The following is a 23,415-nucleotide window of genomic DNA, read 5'->3' on the forward strand; positions in this document are numbered from 1 at the left end:
TGCCAGCCATAAGACACCAGCCGTAAAGCGTTGGCTCAAGGCACACCCACGCTTCCATTTGCACTTCACGCCGACCTCGGCCTCTTGGCTCAACATGGTCGAGCGCTTCTTTGCCGAGATCACCCGAAACCGCATCCGCCGCGGCGCCTTCGAGAGCGTCGCCGAGCTCAAGCGTGCGATCATGGAATACCTGGAAAACCACAACGCCGCCCCAAAGCCCTTTATCTGGACCAAATCCGCGGGTGAAATCCTCGAAAAAGTCCCCCGCGCGAAACAAGCGTTAGAGTCACAACACTAGCGGCGGTGCTGATCGCTAAGGGCTATCGCAACATTGCCTTTATCGGTGAAACAAATGACCGGGGCACTCGCGGCGCGCAGCGCCGCGCGGGTGTTAAGGATGCGCTCAAGGCCGCGAATATCGATGACAGTCGTTTCCTTGCGTTTGCCCCACCGCCGATCACCATGACGCAGGGGGCCCAGGCGCTCGCGGAAGTCCTGCAAAGGTGGCCTGACACGAATGCAGTGATCTGCGTGTCCGATCCCTGCGCATTCGGCGTTGTATCGGCCTGCCAGAGAAGGGGCATACAGGTGCCGCGCGACCTGGCTATCGCCGGATTTGGCGAGATATCGCGCACCGCCTCGCCGACGATTACGACAGTGGTCGTCGATGCCCAGGTGGTCGGACGGAAGACAGGCGAACTCATTTTGGAGCTCAAGGCGGCCGATTTGCGCGGAGCACAACTGCCGCCCCAGTGTATTGAGATCAGTGCGTTGCCACTCGAGCGTGAAAGCACATAGACCGAGCGCAGCGGTGCTTCCGAAGCGGACGGCGACGCCACATGCAATAACCCAATTCCACTGCTGCAACTGCCGCAGATTCCGCCGTCCAAGTATCGGTCGTTAGCACCATTTGACTTCGATAGGCCTCGGATGTAGTTCTGTATACAGAATACGATGTGCAGGCTCTTTCCGGATCGGAGTGCCGTCACAGCGGAGGTCGGGACCGAGAATGGGTCGCCCATCAAGAGAGTTGAATCATGAAGTCTGCTATCGTCCATGATCCTCGTTTCTCGTCTCTGATCGTCGATCATGCGCAACTGGAACAACTCGCAAGCGGTTGCCGTTGGGCAGAAGGCCCGGCCTATTTTCCAGCTGGCCGATATCTGGTCTGGTCGGATATTCCCAACAATCGCATGATGCGATTTGACGAGACCGATGGGTCGGTATCGGTGTTTCGTGCCGCCAGTAATAACTCGAACGGCAACGCCACGGACCGAGAGGGCCGTCTGGTCACGTGCGAGCATCTCACTCGGCGCATAACGCGAACAGAGCATGATGGGTCTGTGACAGTGTTCGCTGACCGCTTTGAGGGCAAGCGGCTGAATTCTCCAAATGACGTGGTCGTCAAGTCGGATGGCTCAGTATGGTTCACCGACCCGACCTACGGCATCGATAGCGAGTATGAGGGCGATCTGGCTGAATCCGAGATAGGTGCATCGAACGTTTACCGGATAGACCCGGGATCGGGCGCCGTCACTGAAGTGGTGCGGGATCGCGTGAGACCGAATGGTCTCGCATTCTCGCCAGACGAAAAGACGCTCTACGTTGGGGACACCGGTGCCTCGCATGTACCCGGCCTCCCGATTACCATCACCGCTTATTGCGTCAGCCCGGACGGAGCCTCGGTGAGCGAACCTCGCGCATTTACAAGGTGTTCAGAAGGCGCGTTCGACGGTTTTCGAGTCGACGAACGGGGCAATCTTTGGACGTCGGCGGGACGGAACGTGTTCTGCTATGCGTCCGATGGTACTCACATCGGTACAATCCCGCTTGAAGAGATCGTTGCGAATGTTTGCTTCGGCGGCCCGAAGCGTAATCGTCTCTATATCTGCGCCCAGACCTCGCTCTACGCCCTTTATGTCAAGACGAGAGGTGCATCGGTCATTGGTCGGACACTGGATTGGAATCGTCCTGCCGATGTCTGAGATCCTGACTATTGTCGAGAAGAGCGCGCATCGGCTCGCGTTCTATGATCTGGCAGCGGATCGCCTCATCGAGTCCATTGCTCTGCCGGAATTTCCTCATGAACTCGCGCTCGATCCCGACGGCCGTACCGCTTATGTGGGCCACTACGGCGCCTTCAATTCGACCGATACACGACATGGTGGATCAGAGGTCTTTGTGGTGGACCTGTTAGAGCAACGCATCACGAATACAATCGATTTTCGACCGTTCCGACGATTGCATGGACTGCAGTGTGATGCACGCGGCCGGCTGTTTGTGCTTGCGGAGGCCGATGATCTCCTTTGCGTTGTGACCGAACCAAAGGCGGACGCGCGTCCCGCTCATGCGGTCAGGACTGGGGGAGTGAAGGGCCACCTCGTGGCGGTCAGCCGGGATGGCCAGTCCGTCTTCTGTTCCAACCTCATGTCGCATTCGGTGACCAAAGTGGCGCCGTTCGGTTCCGGCATTGCGCCGATCGCAATTGAACCGGGCGTGAAGCCAGAGGGGCTGTGCTTGTCGCCGGAGGAGGATCGCCTGTATGTCCTCAACCGTGGCGATGGCACGATTGCCGACATCGATACTGCGACATGCCGCGTGCTCCGCAAGGTCACCGTCCGCGGGGAAGGGACGCGTATCTATCGATACCGTGAAGATCAGCTGTTGCTCGCCAGCTATGTCGACGAGAGCATCTCGATCCTAGACCGTACCACGTTGCACGAGAGGGCGTATCTTCACCTTGGTGGGCGAGCCACTGCCGCCTCGCTTCATCCAGAGCGCGCCGAAGCCTTTATTTCGCTAGAAAACGATCAACTGGTCCGAATTGATCTCAAATCCTGCTCCGAGATATGCCGCTTTGCTACCGGGCGAGAGCCAGATGTCTCGATCTGTTTCCGCAGGTGACACGGTCACTCGCAGGAAACTCCTGTCATGGCCCAGCCGACCAAGGATGACGTCTGCTACCTTGGAGTAACCAAGGCAGTTCAGCCATCGGCGAGAGCGTAGCCGTTACAACGTATCGCTTACCCGAAGCAGCGTTTGGTCCATGTGGCGGCCCATGACTTCGGCAAGTGCATTGCCGTTGCGTGTGGCCAGCGCCTTCATCATCTCCTCGTGCTCGGCGAGGGCCCCCGCCCATTTGGTGGACTCCTGATTGCCGAGATAGCGGATGCGCTTGAGCCTGGCTTGAATCATGCTGTGCAGATCAGCGATCTCCGGATTGCCGCCGAGGCGCACTAGTTCGGAATGAATGTCCTGATTGAGCTTATAGTAGCCCAAGCGATTTCGTTTCTTGTATTCCTGCACCATAGCTTTGTGCAGCAGGGCAACAGCCTTGATCTCCGCATCAGTCGCATTCGCGCAGGCAGCCTTTGCCGCGAAAATTTCGAACAGCTTGATCACCTCCAGCATATTGGCGACGTCTCTGCGCGTGAAGCGCCGGACTACAGCGCCCTTGCTCATGACAAGTTCGATCAGCCCTTCGCCGGCGAGCGTCTTGATGGCCTCGCGCAGCGGCGTACGCGAAACGCCGAGCTTCAGGCAGAGTTCGGTTTCGTTGATGCGCGTGCCTGCCTCGAGCACACCCTCGATGATCATATCGCGTAGCCGCGGCAATACTTCTCCGTGCAGCGTGCGTCGGTGAATCGGTTCGATGCTGCCGGTCTGCTTGGCCATGTTGCACCCATGTGTTGTTGCGCGGAGATTCCGTCAGGGTCTTAGGTTGGGCGGAATATCTCAAGAAAATCATTCGTTTGCGCACGATACACTGTATGCAATGCGCAAAATAGAGTTGCGCGCTCTGTTTCTGTTGCTAACTCGCCCGCATGGTCTATGCTACACATAGAGTGCTGTATACAGTAATAACCGTTAGAGAGGGCGATCATGCCCAATGACGGGGGCGGGGACACCCCGCTCATCCGCTTCGACCGCATCGTCAAGCGATTCGGTGGCACGCTGGCGCTGCGCGGCGTGACCTTCGAGCTGCGTCCGGGCGAGATCTTGGCGCTGCTCGGCGAAAATGGCGCCGGCAAATCCACGTTGATCAAGACGTTGGCCGGCATCGTCGAGCCGAGCGACGGAGCCATCCACTATCGCGGCGCGCCGTACCGGCATCGCCCTCCGAAATTCGGCGAGCGTCAACCAGTCGCCTTCATCCATCAGGACCTCGGGCTGATCGACTGGATGACCATCGCCGAGAACATCTCGCTCGCGCTCGGTTATCCCCGGCGTGGCGGCTGCATCGATTGGCGGGCGGCTGAGCGGGCGACCATGGAGGCTCTGGCTCAGGTCGACTGTCCGCTCGATCCGACCATGCGTGTGCGCGACTTGACCCGGACAGAAAAATCGCTCGTGGCGATCGCTCGCGCGCTCGCGGTGAAATCCGACGTGCTGGTGCTGGACGAACCCTCGGCGTCGTTGCCGGCCGACGAGGTGCATCGGCTGTTTGCGGCATTGCGTCCGCTGAAGGCGCGCGGTGTCGGCATGATCTACGTTTCCCACCGCCTCGATGAGGTGTTCGAGATCGCCGACCGCATCGCCGTGCTACGCGATGGTGCACTGGTCGGCGAACGCAACGTCGCCGAGACCACGCCTGAGGAACTCGTCTCGCTGATCGTCGGCAAGGCGCTGGAACGCTTCGAGGGATCGCCGCGCTCCGGCGCACGGACCGCGCGGCTCGCTGCGCGCGGCGTCGCCGTCGCGGGCGTCGGCCCTGTCGACTTCACCATTGCTACGTCGGAAATCGTCGGCCTCGTCGGCCTGCGCGGTGCCGGACACGAGCGGATCAGCCGCGCGCTGTTCGGCGCCATGGCGCATGCCGGCGATATTCTGCTCGACGGCGAGCGCCTCGCGCTGAACGAGCCCGCGGACGCGATGCGCGCCGGCATCGGCCTGATCGCACGCGACCGCGTCGATGAATCCACTGCGGCGGGACTCTCGATCCGCGAGAACACCTTCCTCAACCCCGTGGCGATGGGGCGGCGGCTGTTCTCGCTGTTGTCGCCGCAAAGGGAAGGAGGCAACGCTTATGAAATCGGCGTGCGTGTCGGCCTACGGCCGAACGCACCCGATCTCGCGATCGAGGCGTTGTCGGGCGGCAATCAGCAGAAAGTCGTGGTCGGGCGCTGGCTCGCCATTGGCGGCAAAGTGTTGATTGCAGAGGATCCGACCGCCGGCGTCGATGTGGGCGCCAAAGCCGAGATCTACCGGCTTCTCGATCAGGCGCTGGCCACCGGCCTCTGCGTCATCGTCGTCTCCACCGATTTCGAGGAGGTCGCGCGGCTCTGCCATCGCGCGCTGGTGTTCTCGCGGGGCCAGATCGTCGCCGAACTTTCGGACGATGACATCACAATCAAGCGGCTGATCCACGCCGCGGCGGTGTCGACGCGCGCAGCCTGACGGAGGAAGAAATGGCGTCATCGATCAAATCCACCGCCCTGGAGCCGACTCGCTTCGAGCTGGCGCAGGCCTCGCGGCTCGAGCAGCTCAAGCGGTTCGCGCCGGTCTACGGTCTCGTCATACTGGCGGCGCTGCTCGCACTGCTGTTCTCGATCCTGTTGCCCGAAACGTTCCCGACGATGATCAACCTGCGCTCGATCATCGGCGACAAGGCGATCATAGCGATCCTGTCGCTCGCCGTGATGATCCCGATGGTCACCGGCAAGATCGACCTCACCGTCGGCTATGGCATCGTGCTTTGGCATATCCTGGCGATCTCGCTGCAAACGCAATTTGGATTTCCCTGGCCGCTCGCTGTGCTGACGGTGCTGGTCCTTGGCGGCTGCGTCGGCTTCCTCAATGGCGTGCTGGTCGAGATCGCGCAAATCGATGCCTTCATCGCGACGCTGGGCACGGGCACCATTTTGTATGCCGTCGCGATGTGGCACTCGCAGGGACATCAGGTTGTCGGCGTCGCGCCGGACGGTTTTTATGCGCTTGCCGGATCGATCTTTCTCGACCTGCCGATCACCGGCTATTACGTGCTCGCGCTCTCGCTTGCGCTCTGGATCGCGCTCGAATATCTGCCGATCGGGCGGTATTTCTATGCCATCGGCGCCAATCCAAAGGCGGCTGCGCTGAACGGCATCCCAGTGCGCCGCTTCACTATCGTCGCCTTCGTGTCGTCGGGCCTGCTCACCGCTTTTGCCGGCGTGCTGCTGGCGTCGCGGCTGCGCATCGGCCAGGCCAGCGTTGGTCTGGAATATCTTCTGCCGGCGCTCGTCGGCGCCTTCCTCGGCTCGACCACGATCAAGCCGGGGCGCGTCAACGTCTGGGGCACGATCGTCGGCGTCACCATCCTGGCCATCGGCATCTCGGGCATCCAGCAGCTCGGCGCATCATTCTTCGTCGAACCGCTGTTCAACGGCGTCACCTTGCTGGTGGCCATCGGCATCGCCGGCTACGCGCAGCGGCGGCGTGGCGCGGCTTCCTCTCGCGCGCCGGCGATGCCGCCGCCAACGGAATCGACACAATCCGCAACGACGACCAAGCGAGACTGAAACATGACGAAGACGATAGTGCTGGCGAGCGTCTGCGCGCTCGCTTTTGCATCGACGGCGCGGGCCGACGACTACATCGACACGGCGACCAAGAAGGCCACTGCTGCAACGGCGCGCGCCGACAAATGGGACGGACCGACGACGGGTCCGAAGGCCATAGCCGGCAAGAAGATCGTGTTCGTCGCTGGCGACCTCAAGAACGGCGGCATCCTCGGCGCCTCCGAAGGCGTCAAGGAAGCCGCCAAGGCTGCCGGCTGGAAGGTGACGGTGATCGACGGGCAGGGCACGGTCTCGGCGCGCACCGCGGCGATGAATCAGGCGCTGACGCTCAAGCCCGACGGCATCGTCGTCGGCGGCTTCGACACCAAGGAGCAGCAGGTCGCGTTCGACGCGGCGGCCAAAGCCGGCGCAATCGTCGTTGGCTGGCATTCCGGCACCAAGCCTGGGCCGGAGCCCCAGGCGGGAATCTTCGCCAACTTGACGACGTCGCCGCAGGACGTGTCAGAGACCGCCGCCTACCAGGCGATCGCCGATTCCGGCGGCAAGGCCGGCGTCATCATCTTCACCGACACGCAGTATGAAATCGCCGTGTTCAAGGCGCGCGCTATGGAAGCGGCGATCAAGAAGTGCGGCGGCTGCACCGTGCTCGAGTTCGTCGATTCTCCGATCGCAGAAAGCTCGCAGCGGATGCCGCAATTGACCACGACGCTGTTGCAGAAGTACGGCGCGAAATGGACCCACTCGCTCGCGATCAATGATCTCTATTTCGATTTCATGGGCCCATCGCTCGCTGCGGCTGGCATGAAGGGGGATGGCGCGCCGAAGGCGATCTCGGCCGGCGACGGTTCTGAATCGGCCTTCCAGCGCATTCGTGCCAAGCATTACCAGGCGGGCACCGTTCCTGAGCCCTTGAACGAACAGGGCTGGCAGCTTGTTGACGAGCTTAACCGGGCCTTCAACAAGCAGCCGTGGTCAGGCTTCGTCTCCGGAATCCATCTGGTCGCCGCGAGCAACATCGCCTACGACGGCGGCCCGAAGAATATCTTCGATCCAGACAACGGCTACCGTGATCATTACAAGGCGATCTGGGGCGTTAGCCGCCTTGAGAAATAGCCTCGGAAAAGCGTCGACGTCGCCGGTCGGATCCCGCGGCCGCGCGGAACGTTCCAATAAGAACTGAAGACTTCCGTGACGGCCCAGCGCTCCCGGAGCGCTGGGGTTTAAAGCCTCATTCGGCAAATGAGTTCTGCATACAGCATACAGAGTGCTTTACCGGTACGGTGCCCAGAGCTACAACGCGGCAACTGTCTTGACTGCGAGGTATTCATGGGTCGCGCGACTGAACCGAGCCGACTTCGTCCCCGCATCGTGCTCGCGATGGGTGATCCAGCCGGCATCGCTCCGGAATTGACAGCCACGCTGCTCGGGGATCGCGAGGTCACCGGAGCCGCGCAGATTCTCGTCATTGGTGGCCGGCGCGTGTTGGACGAAGGCGCTCGCGTCGCAGGCGTATCCCTCGATATCGACCAAATCGGAAGCGAGGACGACATTCCGGCGGAACACGACCGGCCGCTGCTGCTCGACCTCTGTCATCTCGATCCGAAGGACATTCCCGTGGGCGAGATATCCAAGGCAGGTGGAGGCTTCGCGCTCCAGAATTTCAAGCGCGCACTCGCGCTGGCAGACGCGGGACGCTTCGACGTCGTCACCTTCACCCCCTTCAACAAGGCTGCGATGAGGCTGGTACATCCGGCTTATGAGGACGAGATCGTGTTCGTGACCGAGATGCTCGACTTCAAGGGCGTGGCCAGCGAGTTCAACATTCTGCCCCATCTTTGGAATGCGCGTGTCACGTCCCATGTCTCAATCTCGGGCGTTGCACCGCTGATCACCAGCGACAACATCTTGCGCGGACTGCGCCTGACGGACGAGGCAATGAAGGCAGGTGGCTTCGCCGTGCCGCGGATTGCCGTTGCCGGCCTCAATCCGCATGCGGGCGACGGAGGCAATTTCGGTCGCGAGGAAATCGATACGATCGAGCCGGCCATCGTCGTCGCACGCGGCGAAGGCATCAATTGCCATGGCCCGCTGCCGGCCGATACGGTCTTTGTGCGCGCCCGCAAGGGCGAATTCGACGCAGTGCTCACCATGTATCACGATCAGGGGCAGATCGCGATGAAGCTGATCGGCTTCGATCAAGGCGTCACGCTCCTCGGCGGCTTCCCGTTTCCGCTGCTCACGCCGGCCCACGGCTCGGCTTACGATATTGCCGGCAAGGGCGTTGCCGATCCCGGTGCAAGTCGTGCCGCGCTACTGCTCGCCGCGCGCATGGGAGTACAGCGCCGACAAGCGGCCCTCGCTGCGTGAAAGCGCTACAGCGGTCTGTGAGTTGAAGGGGCGCGCTCGTCGCGTTTTGCCAGACGTCTTCGCGCGCAATACGGAGGAAATCGGAGCATGACTGACGAGACACCGGCGAAGATGCCACTACCGCCATCAAAGACTGTCTGGCCTCGGTTGCGCCTTTCCTGATCGAGCCCGAGCACGAAGACGCCGGTCGAGAGCGCGACCTCACTCTCTTGAGCGACAAAGCTGATTTGAGCGATCCGGCGTTGTTCAACACCGAGCAGATGAACCAGGCGGTGTTCGCGTTCCGCCGATACGAAGACGCGTCCCTTCGGTACACGGGCATCGAGAGTCACGAGGGGTTGACCCACTACGGGCTCTACGACACAGTGGTGGCGAGAGACTGACGCCATGGGCCTCGCATGAGTGGCCGCTATGCTCGGCCGCATCACTTTGCGTGGCCCGTGAGAACACACTGCAGCTGTAAGCTCGGCGGAGGCAGCAGCAGCCTTTAGGTCAACCATTTGAAGTCGAGGGGACCGGTTCGCGTGGAAAGGAGCCCGGTAGGCGCGGAGAGGCTCATTTTCCAAGGGCCCCCAAGCCTCCCCCGTGAGAGGGCTTGGTACCTACCCATCGAAGAACGCTCCGACTGTCATGTTCCCCCTTAGGCCCGTTCGAGGATCTTCGCGACCGATTGAGCGTACCATTGGCCTCCTCGGGCTGTTGGGATACCCCGGGCATTCAGCGCGTCCGCTATCTGCCGCAGCGTGCTCGCACCGGCCTTCTGTGCTTCGCGAATGATGGGCAGGATGTTCGCAGCGTGTATCTGTCCGCTTCCGCCTTTACGGCTTCCACCGCGCTCCTGCGGGCCATGTGGAGCCTTGGGTTTCCCAACGTGACCCCGCGAACCTTCGCAGCTGACAGGGCCTGCCGGGTGCGCGTAGAGATCAGCGCGCGCTCCTTTTCGGCAAGGGCAGCAAACAGGTGCAGCACAAAGGGGTCAACGTCAGGGCCAAGCTCGGCTACCAAGAACGGCACCTTGTGCGCCATCAGGCCAGAGATGAATTGAACATCGCGACTGAGCCGGTCGAGCTTTGCGACCCCTACGTGGCACCTGTGCCTTCGTGCTGTTCCCAATGCGGCCTTTAGCTGCGCCTGCGGTCGAGTGCGTCCGCCCCCTTGCCCGTCAGCCTCGCAAATCCTAGCCGCTTCCCATTGAGCGCCTTCGGGGCGACGTCGTTTCCTGGCATCGGCTCAATCTGATGCACGGGCTACGGTGGTGTTCGCGGTCCCGCGGGCCAATTATCGAAAGTGCGATACACCGAGCACGAATACTGCCCCTGCCGCTTCCAGGGCCATCGCGAACTCTCAGTATCCGTTCGTCGAATTGCTCGCAGATGCGCTCGCTCGTCGGAGCACTCGAGTTCTCCGCCTCGGACGGTACAGTGGTGACATCCGCGCTGCGTCAGCTTTCGCCGTCCGCCTCTGCGTCGGGCAAAGGCACGCGTGTCAATGACAGCTTCTATGCCCGTTCGGCAGTCTACAACCGGCTCGAACAGACCTTTGGCGGCGCGCCATCCTCGCCAATTGCGGTAATGGCTTATGGTTCTGAGCAGGAGGCAGGCGGCAAATCCGACTCCGCCATCGGTGGGGTCGCCCCGGCCTTCACTGACGTCCCGTCTGACGTGCAGCGTTACGCCGCATGGGGCGCCGTCTTTGGCGGCTGGACGACGCAATCAGGAGACAGCAATGCCGCAAAGACCAATTCCACCATTGGCGGCTTAATGACTGGCATCGATGCGACTGTCTTTGACGACTGGCGTTTCGGTGTTCTGGCAGGTTATAGCCGCTCCACCTTCAACGTTAACGCCCTTTCTTCATCAGGCCGCAGCGACAACTACACCTTCGGGACCTATGCCAGTACCGAGTGGGCTGCGCCAAACGGGGCCATCGCCTTTCGCTCAGGCCTTGCCGACACATGGCACAATCTGGAGATGAGCCGCAACGTTGCATTTGCGGGCTTCAGCGACAACATAATCTCGGATTACGATGCAGGCACTTTCCAGATCTTTGGAGAACTGGGCTACAGGCTCCATGTCAGCGACCGTTCCTTGATCGAGCCCTATGCCAATCTCGCCTATGTTCGTGTCATGACGGATGGTTTTAGCGAGAAGGGATTGAACGGAGCGGCACTTGATATTGACGCCGACGCGATGGAAACGACGCTCTCCACCCTCGGCATCCGCGCCACCACCCGTTTTCAACTTGGCCACGTAGCCACGACCGCACGAACTGATCTTGGCTGGCGTCATGCCGTTGGTGACCGCATTCCGCTGTCGACAGCGAGTTTTGCTGCCGGTTCCAGCGCCTTTACAGCGTCCGGCGCATCCATTGGCAAGGACGTGACACTCATCGCAGCCGGTCTGGACTTCCAGCTCTGCAGCAACACCAGCCTTGGCATCGCCTACCAGAGCCAGTTCGGCTCAGGCGTCACCCAGAACGGACTCAGCGCCAACTTCAGCGTGAAGTTCTGAGGACACGCATGGTCAATGAGTTTCAGGCTTAGCATTACAGTTGGTGCGCTGGGAGACCGGCAAGGAGTAGGTGGTGGAAGTCCACAGAGCCGGCTCCTGACGGCGGGCAAGATTGGCCCGCGAGACGATGAGCAGATGAGCACGGCGGAACCATACACCGGCCTTCAAGGCGAAGGTGGCGCTTGCTGCCGTCAAGGGCGATCGAACACTGACTCTATTGGCGGAGCAGTTCGACGTGCATCCCAATCAGATCACGTCTTGGCAAGCCCAGCTTGAGAGCGAGACCGCCGATGTGTTCGGGGCCAGGGGCAGCAATGCCGCGGCGCTACGCGCCATCGATGTGAAGTCGCTCCATGCCAAGATCGGGGCCAAGTTCGGCGAGCATACGCTGTTCTACCGTCGGCCGGATCGATGCGCGACAAGCCATCCGGCTCGATAGGGCGACGCTGGGCAACTGGTCGGGCCGTGCCTGCTTCCATCTCCAGCCTGTCGGGGATCATATGCGCCGCCATCTGGCCACGGCGGATCGTCTGTTCATGGACGAAATCACGGCGCCGATGCTCGATCCCCCGGCGCGGCGAGACGAAGAATGGCTACTTCTGGGCGATTGCCTCCGACGATCGCGGCCATAGCGGTCCAAGTCCGCCGATCGTGCTGTTCTGCTATGCATCCGGTCGCAGCGGCGCTTTTTCCGAGCAGTTCCTGGCGGGCTTTAACGGGCGCTTCCTGCAATGCGACGGGTACGACCGGCTCTCGAAGCTGGCTCGGACGCTCGTGCGTTGCTGGAGCCATCTGCGTCGGCGCTTCGTCAAATTGGCGCGCAACAGCAAGTTGCCGATCGCCGAGGCCGCAATCGCACAGCTTTACGCCATCGAAGCCACGGTCCGCGGCCTGTTGCCGGACATCCGGTTGGCCGCGCGCACGGAACATTGGCTGCCCATCATCGCCGCGTTGAAGCCGTGGTTTGAAAAACAGCTGTCGATGTCTCAAGCGGCTCAACACTCGCGAAGGACATCCGCTACGCGCTCAATCATTGGCCAGGACTGACGCGAATCTTCGATGACGGGCGTCTCGAGTTCGACACCAATCCGGTTGAAAACGCCGTCAGACCGATCTGCTCGACCAGAAAAACGCGCTCTTCGCCGGTCATGAGTTCGAGGCAGAAAATTGGGCCTTGCTTGCGTCGATCGTTGCGACCTGTAAGCTCAACGACATCAACCCCGTCGCCTACATCACAGAAACGCGCAAAGGTGCGATCGTCGCCGGCCATCCCCAAAGCGGAATCGAAGACCTCATGCCATGGCGATTCCGCAAAACGTCAAGCCGGCATCAATAGGGTTGGGGCTGGGCGCTTACCTTGAAGTCCTCCGAGGCTCACGTTCGGCAAGCCGACCGGCAACGCCGTCATCCGACGTTCTTGGTCTACGACCACAGGATAGCTTCGGAGCAGCAACTGAACCGTGAGATGGGTTGGACAGCATAATGATCGAGCGTCCCATACTCCACGAACTCGAAGCTTCTTGCCGACCATCTTAGACACACTTGCGAATAGTCCTGCCTACGTTGTTCACTGATGCATCGCGTCTGCATGACCAGCGACGCGCCGACGCGAGCACCGGCTTCCCCCGCGGCGGAAACAAAGTGTTGTTCCGCCCAGGACCGGCGAATGCGGGCCGGCTCTGATAACCGAAGCGGCAATTGACGCCATGAGCTTCGCCGCGATCGAAGACCTGCAGTCCGATAATTTCTATCTCACGCGACGCCAATCCAAGCGCAAATATCGCCAGCCGATCAGGACACCACTGACCGAGACGATGGTACCGAGTATCGACAGCAGCCACACCACGATATCCCAGGTCGGGCGATACATCAGCAGCAATTTGAAATCGAGGCTGTGCAGCGCGTTGAACATCCAGCGATAGGTGCGACGGCTATTGTCGATGCGGCCGACGATGTCACCGGTGACGGGGCTGATGTAAAACCACGTTTTCGCCGCATCATCAAACACCGCACGGAGCACCGGCAATTCGCGGTCGTGGTGATGCGCGTACCAATAAGCGTCGTAGTCCTCGAGGGTTAATCTTTCGGCGAGGTGATCATGTGGCAGCAGCTTTGCGGCGGCAGCCCAGAGGCGATCTTGTGGCAGTCCTACGATGTCGCCGGTTACGATATTGCGTGGCGCCTGTATGCCATCGCGCGATGCGAGGATCATCATCGGGCTGCCGTCGAGCCAGACAAAGCGGGCTTCAACTGCATTTTGTCCCGGTATCGGCAGATTCGCCGCGATGGTCGGCGCGTCGTGGCCGGCATAGCGCTGCATCATCTCGGGCGCTGTGTTACGATTGGCAAAGTATTCGCCGGGATTGAGCGACAGCCAGCCCGAGAACATCCAGGTCAGCACGAAGATACCGGCGATCAGGCCGGTGACGTGATGCCACGCCATCCAGCCACGATACGGCGTGATGGTGCCGCTCGCATAGCGCCGCTTCAAGCGTACGCGCAAAATGCCGATCCAGATGCCGGTGATGCCGACGATCAGGCAAATGCCAGAGATCCACAGCACCACCGACCGCCACAGTGGGCCGTCCTTGCGCAGCACGGTGGGATAGATCCAGTGCGGAATCGAGCCGAGCCAGTTCCAGACACGCTCGCGGTGGGCGGTGTCGAGCGCGATCTCGCCGGAGCACGACGAGACATAGAGGCCGGTGCCGGCGTCATCGCCGAGATTGATCAGATAGAATGGCCGCAGCGGATCGTAGCGCGCAGTGACGCTCCACTGGTCGCGATCGACCATTCCTGCAAGCCGCGGCGACGTGCTCGCCGGATGATGTGCGGCGATGGCGAGCGCCTGCCGTTCGGAAATCGCAGTGATGGCGCGTCCATCGACGGCGGAGATCGACTGTCGTTTGCCATCCCATCCGGTGATCCGGTAGACTGGCTCGTCATCCATCATGGCGAGGCGGAGGTCGCGCGGATAGCGTGGGATGCCGGCGGTCTTCATCACATCGTCGGGCGACAGCGTCACCTTCTCCCATGCGATGTCGGGCAGCGCCGCCAGTCGCTCTGTGTCGGAGAGGCCGGGAAACGCGACATACATCATCACCACGCCGGAGATGAACCACATGGCGAAGAACAGGCAAGTGGCGATGCCGATCCAACGGTGGGTGAGATACAGCCACCGCCGGAGTTTGCGTGTGAGACCGCGTGGCACGCTCAGAACTTCACATTAACCGCGAGTTGTGCCGTGCGCGGCATGCCGAGCAGCCACTGATTGGTGCCGCCCGAAGTCGCATAGACCGTGTCGAACAGATTGTAGACCCGCAGCGACACCGTCGTGTTCAGATCCGGCTTCCACTGCAAGCCAGCATTGACGACGTTGTAGGCCGGCATTTCCAGCGTATTGGCGATGTCGGCATAGCGCTTGCCCACGATCTGCACGCCAGCATTGGCCGACCAGTTCGACGCGAAAGCCCAGGTTACCCAGACGTTGGAGACGCTCTGCGGCACGTTGACCGGCACATTGCCGGCATAGTTCACCGGCAGGCCGCCGACCGACTGGACGAAGTTGTCATATTTCGCGCGCAGGAATGCGGTGTTGGCGTCGATGCGCCAGCCGTGATCGAGGGCAAAACCGACCGATGCCTCGACGCCGCGCGACGATTGCTGGCCGACCTGCAAGGTCACGGCCAGATTGTTCGGATCGCGTGCCAGTAGATTGTTCTTCACGATCTCATAGCCAGCCAGGGTCCACTCGCCGCGCCCGTTCCAAAACGACTGCTTGACGCCAACTTCCACCTGCTTGCCCCTGGACAGTTGATAGGTGCTGTTCACCGCCGAACTGGTGATCAGGTTGCTCACCGGATCGACGGCGACCGAATACTGGCCGTAGAAAGCGAGATCCTTGATTGGCGTATAGACCGCGCCGGCGCGCCAGCTGGTTGCGTGATACGCCTTCTCATAGCTGTTGGCGGGCGTCACATGGTTGGTGCGCGTGACGGTCGGCTCGTCCTGACGGATGCCCGATATCAATGACAGATGCTCGGTCACTGCCAGGCGATTTTCCGCGAACACGCCATACTGGTTGGTGGTGGTGTTGAAACCCGGCACCGTCGGCGATGTGGTCGCGTAGAACGAGCCCGGATTGAAATTGAACAGCGGCACCGACGACGAACCCGCATAGGGCGAGTTGTTGGTGTGGGTGAAGGCGATGTTGTTGATGTCGAAGCCCGTGACGAATTCGTTGACCATGCCGAAGATGTGGCCGCGGAAGGTGGCGTCGAACCGGTCCCCAATCTGCGCCTGGTCGTGGAGGATCTCGATATAGTTGCCGCCGCCGCGATCGATCAGGCCGGTCTTGGAGTTGTAGATGTAGCTTTCTTCATCGCGCCAGTGGCGCTGGCTGTTGAGGTAATACAGCGTGTTGCGCAGCGTGATCGCATCGCTCACCTGCCACTCGGTCTTCACCTGGCTCTGGCTGTCCTGATAGCGGATGGTGCTGTCGCCGACATTGTAGTTCTGGAAGCGCAGCGCGGTCTCGAGCTTGCCGTTGATCAGCGGCGTGCCGAAATAGCGCGAGGGGCTGCGGTCGCCGTAATCGGTCGAAATCGTCCAGGTGACGTCTTCGTTCTGCTTCACCTGCACGGCGGCATGAACTTCGACATCGGACTGGCGGTCGCGATCGATCCAACCATCCGACATGCTGCCGACCGCGGTAATGCGGTAAGCGACGTCCTTGCCCACCGGCCCGCCGCTGTCCACGGCGAGACGGCGCCGCATGTTGGTATCGAATGAAATCTCGGCCTGGTTGCGCGGTACCCAGAGCGGCAGTTTCGAGATCACATTGACAGCGCCGCCGATGGCCCCTTCGCCATACATCACCGAAGCCGGTCCGCGCAGCACCTCGATGCGCTCGGCCGACCAAGTGTCATAGGGGAAGGTGAGCGTGCCGGAGCCGACATACAGGCGGGTGCCGTCATACAGCGTCATCACGGTGCCATTGCCGGTGAAGCCGCGGGTGTTGAATGCGATGCTGCCATTGCCGGGTGCAGGGGCGGCGGTGAAGCCCGTGGCATTCTGCGTCACCGCGGCGAGGATGTTCTGCTGGCCGCGCTCGGCCATGGTCTCGGCGGAGATCACCTCGACACTGGCCGGTGTCTGCAGGCGGGTGAGGCCGAGACGGCTGCCGGTCGATGTGGTGCCGGTGAGGTTAAGGGTCGGCACGGAAACCACCGGGCCGGTGGGCGTGGCAACCGGTGCGCCAGTATTAGCGGCAATGCTGCGATGGTGGTGAGAACGCGCGGCGCGGGTGGCGTTGTCGCTCTTCGCACGCCGTGCGCGCGTGGACGCGGCGCTCCGTTCCACCACAATGGCCTCCAGCTGGATTGGGCCTGCGGTTTGTGACCAACTTTCGGCGGGAACGAAAACGGCGATGACTAGCACTGCGCCAAATCGTGTAGCTATACAATTATCGCTCATCACAGACTCATATGAAGAAAAGGCCGTGGCGCAATCGATCGTTACAGCCGCACATGACTACGCGACAATTTGGCGGCGCGGCGCCAGCCAGCTGAGAAGACCAAAGCCGAGTGCCACAAAGAGAAGTGCGCCGACGGCAGGCGCAAGACGCGTGACGACAGAGATAATCGGTTCCTCCACGTAATCGAACCCGGGCACGTCATCCCAGGCGGCAAATTTCTCTTTGCGCAACGCTCGCGGCTCGAAAAACGTTCGCAATTCCGAATGATGCGCGCGCGCTTGCTCGAAAAACCAAGCATAGCGAGCCGGGCCCGTTCCCGCTGCGTCGGCGAACGCCGATTGCGCGAGCAGCGCCGGTGAAAGGTATTGCAGCTTCTCCACCAGGCGCTGCTGGCGGGCAAGTTGATCCGAGAAATGAGCCAGGACAGGCGCAAGATCGCGCTCCACCCTCTGGCCGGTCACCAGCTGCAGCGTGATGAAGTCTGCGCCGTGCAGGCCATCACCACCAGCAGGAGCAAGCTCCGGGTGATCCTCATAAAACGCACCGAGGAGCTTGCTGCGCTGGGCAGTAGCCTTATCAGTCGCGGCACGCGAAGCAAGAATCAGTTCGACCCGAGAGGGTACCGGCGCCATCGTCTTAACAGCAAGATTGATACCGGTGGGTACCAATAGGGTCAGGGCGAGCCACGCTGCTGCCAGAGTCACGGCGTGCATGGCCGTACCACCGGGGCGGGTCACAAGGGCCGCGGTCAAGGCAAACCAGAATGCAGCGTAGGCGATCGCGACGGCAGACCAAAGCGCAAGGCGGGGCCAGGTGGAAACGGGGACGATGACTGCACAAATCACGATGAACGACACCAGCAACCCACCAATCAGTAAGATCCGAGGCATGATCTTGCCGGCGAACAGTGCTCCCAGCGTCAATGGCTGCGCCAGCAGGAGCGCTAGAGTGCCGCGCTCCCGCTCGCCTGCGAGCAACGCGTAGCCTAGTCCCATGATCAGCAACGGGAACAAAAAGATCACGGCAAATGCGGGGTCGAAACGGCCGATCAGAAGACGATGTGGATTCTCGGGTTCGGAACTGTCTGTGAGCGAAGGCAGGCGACCAGGGGCAAGCGGCAGTGCCGACGGCAGGAGGTCGCTTTGGCCGACGGTAAAGGCCGCTAGAGGCGTCGCCGGCAAAACCGCGTAATGCGACATGAGATAATTCGCATAGACATAGGCGTTACGTGGATCGAAGAAGGTCGCAAGTTGCTGTCCACTATTGATACGAGTCGCGCTCGCCCGAGCAACTGCACAAGCCGAAATGTCCTGCTGGGCAGCCGCAGCACGCACGCCGTTCAAATGCGAACGCCAGCGCTCGCCGTTAACGAGCGCGAAGCCAAGTGCGACAATTCCGAAAATCAGCACTACCCAGAATGCGGGATCCCGTCGCAGCGCCCGAAGCTCCCACCGAAAGACGGTCTTGAACATGGAAATACCTAAGCGGGGTGAGGCGCGCCGCACCGGTCCAGGCGAGGCAGGCAGCGAATCCAAACCAGAGAAGGAGGAGGACAAGTGTGAGCGAGTGGTTCGACAGCACCCAGCCGATGCTGGGCGCCTGATAATGAAATGCCGGTACTTTCGCCCATAATTCGCGATCACCGAGATGGACATCTCCGGCCTTCACGGGATGCTGTAGGATGTCATCATTGATGATCTTGAGTTCCACCCGCCGATGCTCTTCCGCCGCGCGAGTAAAATCGCGATGCTGGGCGAGATCAGTGCCCGCAAGCCCCATCGAGATCGCCTGGATACCGAGCTGGGGAAAGAATGCAGCGGCGCGCTGCAGCAGGCGGTTTTGAGCTACCATAGGCGCGTAGAGTTCATTGTAGAATTTCTCGAACACCTCGTAGCCGTGCTCCTCGCCGACCTGAAGGCTCAAGCCCGCGAGATTCGCTGGCAGGTCCTGCTCGCGCGTCACGCCGTATTGTTTAAACAGTGCGGCGGTGCGGGCTTTCATCATTGCCGACGTGCCTGCGGGGTCGTGTAGCGCCGCCTGTAGTCGGGCCTTGAACGAAACGCCCTCCGGCAGCGGATGACGCTCCGCCGCGAAATCCGATACCAGGCGTGGTGCGAGCAGACAATTCACCGCCCAAAACGCCAGCAAGATCACGAGGGCAAAGCGCGACGAGGGTGCCCGCGCAGATACGGCCAGAGTGAGGAGCAGGAAGATGCCAAGGTAGAGCACATAGGCTATGGCCAGCAGAGCAAATCGCAATTCGCCACCAGCCGGCCCGATCAGTGCGAGGGTCGCTGCGCCTAGCAGCGCTGCCGGCGCCGCGATGAATGCCACGGCAGCGGTGAAACCCGACATCTTGCCGATAACAAGGTCCCGCGGCCTCAGTCCCAAGCTGAGAAGTTGGCGCAGCGTGCCACGCTCGCGCTCGCCCGCAAACGCGTTGAACCCAAGCATGATAACGGCGAGTGGCAGCACGATTTGCAGCACGAGCGCAACCGTCATGTCGCCGAAGCGTTGCGCGATGGTCGCGTCCTCACTTGGTCGAAACATCAGTTCGTTTTGCTTGTGCGCCTCAAGCCAGACTGCGATCCCCGTATAGGGCTCGACGCCCGGGTCGAGAAACGCCGGGGCGAAGCGGGGCTTGAAGGCGTAGAGGCCATAGTGCGCAGCAGAATGCGGATTCTTGGGGGCTTGCGCATACCATCGCGCCTGATCGGCGGCCTGTGCAGCGCGCTGCTGCGTGATCAGATCGCGCTGGTAGTAACCGCCAGCCATGAGGGCCGTCACCAGGAGTCCTAAGACAATCGCGGCGGTCCAGCGGAAACGGCCGTCGCGGATGAGTTCGATGAATTCCTTGCGGGCGATGGTCGCAATCATGGCCATCAGGACGCCATCGTTTCAAGATAGAGCGTTTCGAGATCGGCATGACTGAGGTCGGCCGCGGTGAGCGCATGCACGAGCTTACCGGCACGTACGATCCCGACCCGACTTGCGACTTGCTTGGCACGAAAGAGATCGTGGGTCGCCATCAACACGGCGGCGCCGCTCCCAGCAAACCGTCGCAGCAGAACGGTGAACTCGTGCGACGCGCTGGGGTCCAGGCCACTCGTCGGTTCATCGAGAATAAGTGCCTTCGCACTCTTGGCGAGCGCCATGGCGATGCCGACCTTCTGCCGCATGCCTTTCGAATAGCCGCTTACGCGGCGGTCATGAGCGTCGGCTTGCAGGCCGGCTTCGGACAAAAAGTTCCGCAGCGCCGCGTCGTCGTGGCGAGCGCCGGCAAGCTCACTGAAATAGGCCAGGTTTTCGACGCCGGAGAAATGGCTGTAGAAGTTGACCTGCTCTGGGATGTAGGCGAGGCGACGCTTGGTATCGAGCGAGTGCGTTCCGACATCGAGACTGTCGATCGATACCCGACCCTGGTCCGGTGTCAGGAAGCCGAGGAAGCAGTTAATTGTTGTCGTCTTGGCGGCCCCATTGGGGCCAAGCAGTGCAAAAATTTCGCCGGGCGCGACGGTCAGGGAGAGATCGTCGACCGCTGGAAGGCCATCAAAGCGCTTAGTAAGATGTTCGGCTGTCAGCATGTGAAACTCCTAACAACGCAGAGACTGTAGAGCCCTGAAATCCACCATGGCCGGAACTATCCTTCTGCAACTGTGCCGGATGAAATCGTGGGAGATTCGCCAGATTCGAGACCGCTGCCTCCTCAAGGAAGCAACGCCCCTTGATACAAGAGCTGGTGCAGGTCCTAAAATCAGACCGCTGCTTTACCCCACGATGGAAAAGGATCATCAAGCCGGGCGTGAGATTTCGAAAGGACGGTCGTCACCGATCCGTAAAGGCATTCATCAAGCGAAGCCCTGATCGCAGCCTCGTCCATCTCTGCGCCGCCGATGAACACGAGTTCTTGTCGGCGATCTCCCCAAGTCGGCGTCCAATGCCGCCGCATATGCGACATCGACCCTTCGTCTCTTGGCCAACGCTCCTTCGGCACCGCCGCCCACCATCGCCCGAGTCCCTCGGTGCGCGTCACTGTCCGCGCGATCGAGAGTTCCGCGAGCCACTCTGGGCGTGTCGCGAGCCAGAAATGCCCCTTGGCTCGAAACACACCTTTGAAACTTCGACCAAGTAGCACATGGAGCTTGGCGGGATGGAACGGTCGCCGGGCGCGGTAGACAAAGGAGCGCACACCATATTCCTCGGTTTCCGGCTTGTGGTCGGCAAATTGGTAGAGCTCCCTGTGCCATAGCGGGTGAGTTTGGGCTCTTTCCTCGCTGTAGAGGCCGGTATCGAAAATGCAGTCGAGTGGCGCTTTGCCGAATGTCGTTTCGATGATCCGCGCATCGGCGTTCAGTCCACGAACGACACGCCGCGCCTCGGCCAGCTGCTCTGCTCCTACGTCCGCCGCCTTGTTGATGATGACAACGTCAGCAAATTCGATCTGCTCGACCAGGAGATCGACCAAGGTGCGTTCGTCCCCATCGCCCGCGATCTCACCGCGGTCACGCAGAAAGTCACGCGACTCATAATCCCTGAGGAGGTTGATCGCATCAACGACGGTGACCATCGCGTCGAGGCGCGCCACGTCGGATAGCGAATCGCCCGCTTCGTCGCGAAAATCGAAAGTCGCGGCAACCGGCAAAGACTCGGAAATTCCAGTACTCTCAATCAAGAGATAATCAAACCGTCCCTCCTTGCTTAGCCTGCGCACCTCCAGAAGAAGGTCGTCTCGCAGGGTGCAACAGATGCAGCCGTTGGTCATTTCCACGAGCTTCTCGTTAGTACGCGACAGATTGGCGCCGCCGTCCCGCAAGAGGTCGGCGTCGATATTGACCTCAGACATGTCGTTGACGATCACCGCGACCTTGCGGCCATCGCGGTTGTTGAGCACGTGATTGAGGAGCGTGGTCTTGCCGGCGCCGAGGAAGCCGGAAAGCACCGTGACGGGGAGACGCTTGTCGATTTGCGGGGTTCTGGACATCGAGTGGTGTAATGTTATAACGTTGCATCTACATTGCAGCACCGATTGGAAGATTGCAAGCGGTTCGCAATGAAACGACGTTTTCGGTCTGTCGTGGGACGAACCGGCAGTGGCGGAGCGCGCTCCGCGGCTGCGCGGTGAAATTCCCATACATTCCATTGCTAGGCGCATCGATAGGAGGGATTGAGCAGGTGCCGTCGATAACCATCCCTCTGCATATCCTCTATCTCTTTGCCATCGCCATCGCCATGTTTGCGTCGCCGCGATCATTTGCGGCAGAGCAATCATCGGACATCCCGGCCTGGTTGGAGGCCCATGTTGGCGAAGACGAAGGCCGGATTGCGCGACCGGGCGCGTGCGCTCTACTTCCAGAAGATCAAGGAAGGCGCGGTACGAAATCCCTGCTACTTCGCCATGGACGCGACCCGGCCGAACAGTCTGAACGATGGCAAATTAGGCCGTCGGTTCTACATTATCTGCGAAGCCGATAGGTCGTTTCGCGCCATTTCGTCGGGCCACGGCGGCGGCCGCAATTTGAAAGGCATCGCGGATTTCGCCAACGGAAGACGGTGCGCGAAGAACTTCAGCAATGCAATGGACTCGAACCTAACAGCCGGCGGACCGTATGTAACGCGCGAGACGAAAACGTCTTTCAAAGGCTACTACCGGGTCTCAGCGAAACAGTATGCGGTCTTGATACGTTCATTTCTGCAGTTCGATGGAGAAGGTGAGACCGCAAACGCCAGACAACGCGAGATCGGCGGACACGCGGCTGTCTCGTTAAAGGGAGTATGCCTTCGAAAGGATACGCGCAGTCCCTACGCAAACCACGACGGTTACGTTCCGTTCGGTACGCTGGTGGAATACGCTGGTGGTCGCAGCAATGGCTGCACCAGCTGGTCGACATCGGACGTCGGACAAATCCTCGCGATGACGAAGGACGATCCGACGACGCTTTACATTTATCCTCGCGCAGCCGATATCGACGCTGTCATGCACGCGGTAGCGAGCGACCCCTCACCATCACGCACCGGACCATATTGGAACGCCTCCTGCCTGAGAGAAATCGGCGCTCCGAAATTCTGGGCAAGAGAAATCCTTGAGCAAGTGCTCGGTCAATACAAGCGGAGTCATCCGGCACCCCCGCCACGACCTATTCCGATTTGCAAGGACTCGTGAATGCGCCGCTCGACAGAGATTTCATCGACGCCGCGGTGCTTGAGAGCTTCGCTCAGGTCACGCTCGCCGATCTTGCCGCCGTCCTCGCCCGCTGACGCGCGGAGCGGCTAGCCTTCCAGAAGGACTTGAAAATGAAGTATGATGTCATTGTCATTGGCGGCAGTTTCGCCGGAATGGCCGCCGCTCTCCAGCTCCTGCGGTCTGGTGATTGACGCGGGGCTGAGACGAAACCGCTTCGCCAGCCATTCGCACGGTTTTCTGGGACAAGATGGCGTCAGTCCGGCGGAGATCGCGCAATCGGCCCGACAGCAGCTTGAGGCGTATCGGACGTTGACGTGGATCGAGAGCGAGTGATGGACGTCCGCGCGCCTGCATCGCTGCTCGACTACTGCGGTCAGCTCGGCC

Annotated in this window: 21 protein-coding genes and 4 pseudogenes; 16 read left to right on the forward strand and 9 right to left on the reverse strand. The window is 60.9% G+C overall.

Features of this window, described 5'->3' with window-relative positions:
- The 4 genes from J6497_RS29365 to J6497_RS29380 form a co-directional block, all read left to right on the forward strand.
- The coding region (locus J6497_RS29365) for a transposase (RefSeq protein ID WP_225707744.1) at positions 1 to 298 on the forward strand (298 nt) is incomplete at its 5' end.
- Positions 299 to 303: 5 nt separating this feature from the next.
- Entirely contained in the window at positions 304 to 798 is a 495-nt protein-coding gene (locus J6497_RS29370; RefSeq protein WP_225707745.1) for a substrate-binding domain-containing protein, read from the forward strand.
- Between the two features lie 239 nt (positions 799 to 1,037).
- Positions 1,038 to 1,985 (forward strand): SMP-30/gluconolactonase/LRE family protein, encoded by a 948-nt coding sequence (locus J6497_RS29375; RefSeq protein ID WP_225707746.1) that lies wholly within the window; start codon positions 1,038 to 1,040, stop codon positions 1,983 to 1,985.
- Positions 1,978 to 2,904, forward strand: a complete 927-nt coding sequence (locus tag J6497_RS29380; RefSeq protein WP_225707747.1) for a YncE family protein — start codon at positions 1,978 to 1,980, stop codon at positions 2,902 to 2,904. The genes J6497_RS29375 and J6497_RS29380 overlap by 8 nt, the downstream gene beginning before the upstream one ends.
- A gap of 105 nt (positions 2,905 to 3,009) precedes the next feature.
- On the opposite strand, the gene J6497_RS29385 is transcribed toward J6497_RS29380, so the two are convergent.
- Positions 3,010 to 3,675 (reverse strand): GntR family transcriptional regulator, encoded by a 666-nt coding sequence (locus tag J6497_RS29385; RefSeq protein WP_225707748.1) that lies wholly within the window; start codon positions 3,673 to 3,675, stop codon positions 3,010 to 3,012.
- Between the two features lie 207 nt (positions 3,676 to 3,882).
- Between J6497_RS29385 and J6497_RS29390 the strand changes: the two genes are divergently transcribed.
- The 5 genes from J6497_RS29390 (at position 3,883) to J6497_RS29410 (ending at position 9,247) form a co-directional block, all read left to right on the forward strand.
- The gene (locus tag J6497_RS29390; RefSeq protein WP_225707749.1) at positions 3,883 to 5,397 is read left to right on the forward strand and encodes a sugar ABC transporter ATP-binding protein; all 1,515 of its coding nucleotides are present in this window, start codon (positions 3,883 to 3,885) and stop codon (positions 5,395 to 5,397) included.
- 11 nt (positions 5,398 to 5,408) lie between these two features.
- Positions 5,409 to 6,497, forward strand: coding sequence for an ABC transporter permease (locus J6497_RS29395; protein WP_225707750.1), 1,089 nt, complete (start codon positions 5,409 to 5,411; stop codon positions 6,495 to 6,497).
- 3 nt (positions 6,498 to 6,500) lie between these two features.
- Entirely contained in the window at positions 6,501 to 7,610 is a 1,110-nt protein-coding gene (locus tag J6497_RS29400; protein ID WP_225707751.1) for a substrate-binding domain-containing protein, read from the forward strand.
- A gap of 213 nt (positions 7,611 to 7,823) precedes the next feature.
- Entirely contained in the window at positions 7,824 to 8,864 is a 1,041-nt protein-coding gene (locus tag J6497_RS29405) for a 4-hydroxythreonine-4-phosphate dehydrogenase PdxA (RefSeq protein WP_225707752.1), read from the forward strand.
- 209 nt (positions 8,865 to 9,073) lie between these two features.
- The gene (locus J6497_RS29410; protein ID WP_225707753.1) at positions 9,074 to 9,247 is read left to right on the forward strand and encodes a hypothetical protein; all 174 of its coding nucleotides are present in this window, start codon (positions 9,074 to 9,076) and stop codon (positions 9,245 to 9,247) included.
- A 257-nt stretch (positions 9,248 to 9,504) separates the two neighbouring features.
- On the opposite strand, the gene J6497_RS41660 is transcribed toward J6497_RS29410, so the two are convergent.
- Positions 9,505 to 9,666, reverse strand: coding sequence for a recombinase family protein (locus tag J6497_RS41660; protein ID WP_312010386.1), 162 nt, complete (start codon positions 9,664 to 9,666; stop codon positions 9,505 to 9,507).
- On the reverse strand, positions 9,594 to 9,977 hold the full coding sequence (locus J6497_RS29420) for a recombinase family protein (protein WP_249793794.1): 384 nt from the start codon (positions 9,975 to 9,977) through the stop codon (positions 9,594 to 9,596). Before J6497_RS29420 ends, J6497_RS41660 begins: the two co-directional genes overlap by 73 nt.
- A gap of 260 nt (positions 9,978 to 10,237) precedes the next feature.
- On the opposite strand from J6497_RS29420, the gene J6497_RS29425 reads away from it, so the two are divergent.
- The 5 genes and pseudogenes from J6497_RS29425 to J6497_RS29440 all read left to right on the forward strand — a co-directional run bounded on the left by J6497_RS29425 (position 10,238) and on the right by J6497_RS29440 (position 12,710).
- Positions 10,238 to 11,374, forward strand: coding sequence for an autotransporter outer membrane beta-barrel domain-containing protein (locus J6497_RS29425; protein WP_225707754.1), 1,137 nt, complete (start codon positions 10,238 to 10,240; stop codon positions 11,372 to 11,374).
- 142 nt (positions 11,375 to 11,516) lie between these two features.
- Positions 11,517 to 11,777: pseudogene (locus tag J6497_RS29430) on the forward strand (transposase); the annotation flags it as partial.
- Positions 11,728 to 12,006 (forward strand): IS66 family transposase, encoded by a 279-nt coding sequence (locus tag J6497_RS41310; RefSeq protein WP_283845265.1) that lies wholly within the window; start codon positions 11,728 to 11,730, stop codon positions 12,004 to 12,006. The pseudogene J6497_RS29430 and the gene J6497_RS41310, both read left to right, overlap by 50 nt.
- Positions 11,981 to 12,447 (forward strand): annotated as a pseudogene (locus tag J6497_RS41315) (IS66 family transposase); the annotation flags it as partial. The gene J6497_RS41310 and the pseudogene J6497_RS41315, both read left to right, overlap by 26 nt.
- Before the next feature lie 101 nt (positions 12,448 to 12,548).
- Positions 12,549 to 12,710: a transposase domain-containing protein gene (locus J6497_RS29440; protein ID WP_225707803.1), complete on the forward strand. Its 162-nt coding sequence runs from the start codon at positions 12,549 to 12,551 to the stop codon at positions 12,708 to 12,710.
- A 411-nt stretch (positions 12,711 to 13,121) separates the two neighbouring features.
- Here the strand turns inward: J6497_RS29440 and J6497_RS29445 are convergent, their stop codons facing one another.
- The 6 genes from J6497_RS29445 to J6497_RS29470 form a co-directional block, all read right to left on the reverse strand.
- Complete coding sequence (locus J6497_RS29445; protein WP_225707755.1) at positions 13,122 to 14,585, reverse strand: PepSY-associated transmembrane domain-containing protein; 1,464 nt, start codon at positions 14,583 to 14,585, stop codon at positions 13,122 to 13,124.
- A 2-nt stretch (positions 14,586 to 14,587) separates the two neighbouring features.
- Positions 14,588 to 16,735 carry a TonB-dependent receptor gene (locus J6497_RS29450; protein WP_312010384.1) on the reverse strand — a complete coding sequence of 716 codons (2,148 nt, stop codon included), beginning with the start codon at positions 16,733 to 16,735 and terminating at the stop codon, positions 14,588 to 14,590.
- Positions 16,736 to 16,906: 171 nt separating this feature from the next.
- Positions 16,907 to 18,322: a DUF3526 domain-containing protein gene (locus tag J6497_RS29455; RefSeq protein ID WP_225707757.1), complete on the reverse strand. Its 1,416-nt coding sequence runs from the start codon at positions 18,320 to 18,322 to the stop codon at positions 16,907 to 16,909.
- Positions 18,216 to 19,733: a DUF3526 domain-containing protein gene (locus J6497_RS29460; RefSeq protein WP_225707758.1), complete on the reverse strand. Its 1,518-nt coding sequence runs from the start codon at positions 19,731 to 19,733 to the stop codon at positions 18,216 to 18,218. The genes J6497_RS29455 and J6497_RS29460 overlap by 107 nt, the downstream gene beginning before the upstream one ends.
- Complete coding sequence (locus tag J6497_RS29465) at positions 19,733 to 20,434, reverse strand: ABC transporter ATP-binding protein (RefSeq protein ID WP_225707759.1); 702 nt, start codon at positions 20,432 to 20,434, stop codon at positions 19,733 to 19,735. The genes J6497_RS29460 and J6497_RS29465 overlap by 1 nt, the downstream gene beginning before the upstream one ends.
- Before the next feature lie 170 nt (positions 20,435 to 20,604).
- Positions 20,605 to 21,831, reverse strand: coding sequence for a GTP-binding protein (locus tag J6497_RS29470; RefSeq protein WP_225707804.1), 1,227 nt, complete (start codon positions 21,829 to 21,831; stop codon positions 20,605 to 20,607).
- A 248-nt stretch (positions 21,832 to 22,079) separates the two neighbouring features.
- On the opposite strand from J6497_RS29470, the pseudogene J6497_RS29475 reads away from it, so the two are divergent.
- A pseudogene (locus tag J6497_RS29475) lies at positions 22,080 to 23,010 on the forward strand (hypothetical protein).
- A 131-nt stretch (positions 23,011 to 23,141) separates the two neighbouring features.
- Positions 23,142 to 23,355, forward strand: a pseudogene (locus J6497_RS29480) (thioredoxin reductase); the annotation flags it as partial.
- Positions 23,356 to 23,415: the final 60 nt, after the last annotated feature.

This window comes from Bradyrhizobium cenepequi (assembly GCF_020329485.1).
Taxonomy (GTDB): Bacteria; Pseudomonadota; Alphaproteobacteria; order Rhizobiales; family Xanthobacteraceae; genus Bradyrhizobium; species Bradyrhizobium cenepequi.

Excerpts from the sequence above, each read along its gene's own strand:
- J6497_RS29375 (WP_225707746.1), top strand. The coding sequence starts at position 1,038 with ATGAAGTCTGCTATCGTCCATGATCCTCGTTTCTCGTCTCTGATCGTC.
- J6497_RS29395 (WP_225707750.1), top strand. The coding sequence starts at position 5,409 with ATGGCGTCATCGATCAAATCCACCGCCCTGGAGCCGACTCGCTTCGAG.
- J6497_RS29380 (WP_225707747.1), top strand. The coding sequence starts at position 1,978 with ATGTCTGAGATCCTGACTATTGTCGAGAAGAGCGCGCATCGGCTCGCG.
- J6497_RS29425 (WP_225707754.1), top strand. The coding sequence starts at position 10,238 with ATGCGCTCGCTCGTCGGAGCACTCGAGTTCTCCGCCTCGGACGGTACA.
- J6497_RS29465 (WP_225707759.1), bottom strand. The coding sequence starts at position 20,434 with ATGCTGACAGCCGAACATCTTACTAAGCGCTTTGATGGCCTTCCAGCG.
- J6497_RS29400 (WP_225707751.1), top strand. The coding sequence starts at position 6,501 with ATGACGAAGACGATAGTGCTGGCGAGCGTCTGCGCGCTCGCTTTTGCA.
- J6497_RS29390 (WP_225707749.1), top strand. The coding sequence starts at position 3,883 with ATGCCCAATGACGGGGGCGGGGACACCCCGCTCATCCGCTTCGACCGC.
- J6497_RS41310 (WP_283845265.1), top strand. The coding sequence starts at position 11,728 with ATGCCAAGATCGGGGCCAAGTTCGGCGAGCATACGCTGTTCTACCGTC.
- J6497_RS29385 (WP_225707748.1), bottom strand. The coding sequence starts at position 3,675 with ATGGCCAAGCAGACCGGCAGCATCGAACCGATTCACCGACGCACGCTG.
- J6497_RS29460 (WP_225707758.1), bottom strand. The coding sequence starts at position 19,733 with ATGGCCATGATTGCGACCATCGCCCGCAAGGAATTCATCGAACTCATC.
- J6497_RS29470 (WP_225707804.1), bottom strand. The coding sequence starts at position 21,831 with ATGTCCAGAACCCCGCAAATCGACAAGCGTCTCCCCGTCACGGTGCTT.
- J6497_RS29455 (WP_225707757.1), bottom strand. The coding sequence starts at position 18,322 with ATGTTCAAGACCGTCTTTCGGTGGGAGCTTCGGGCGCTGCGACGGGAT.
- J6497_RS29405 (WP_225707752.1), top strand. The coding sequence starts at position 7,824 with ATGGGTCGCGCGACTGAACCGAGCCGACTTCGTCCCCGCATCGTGCTC.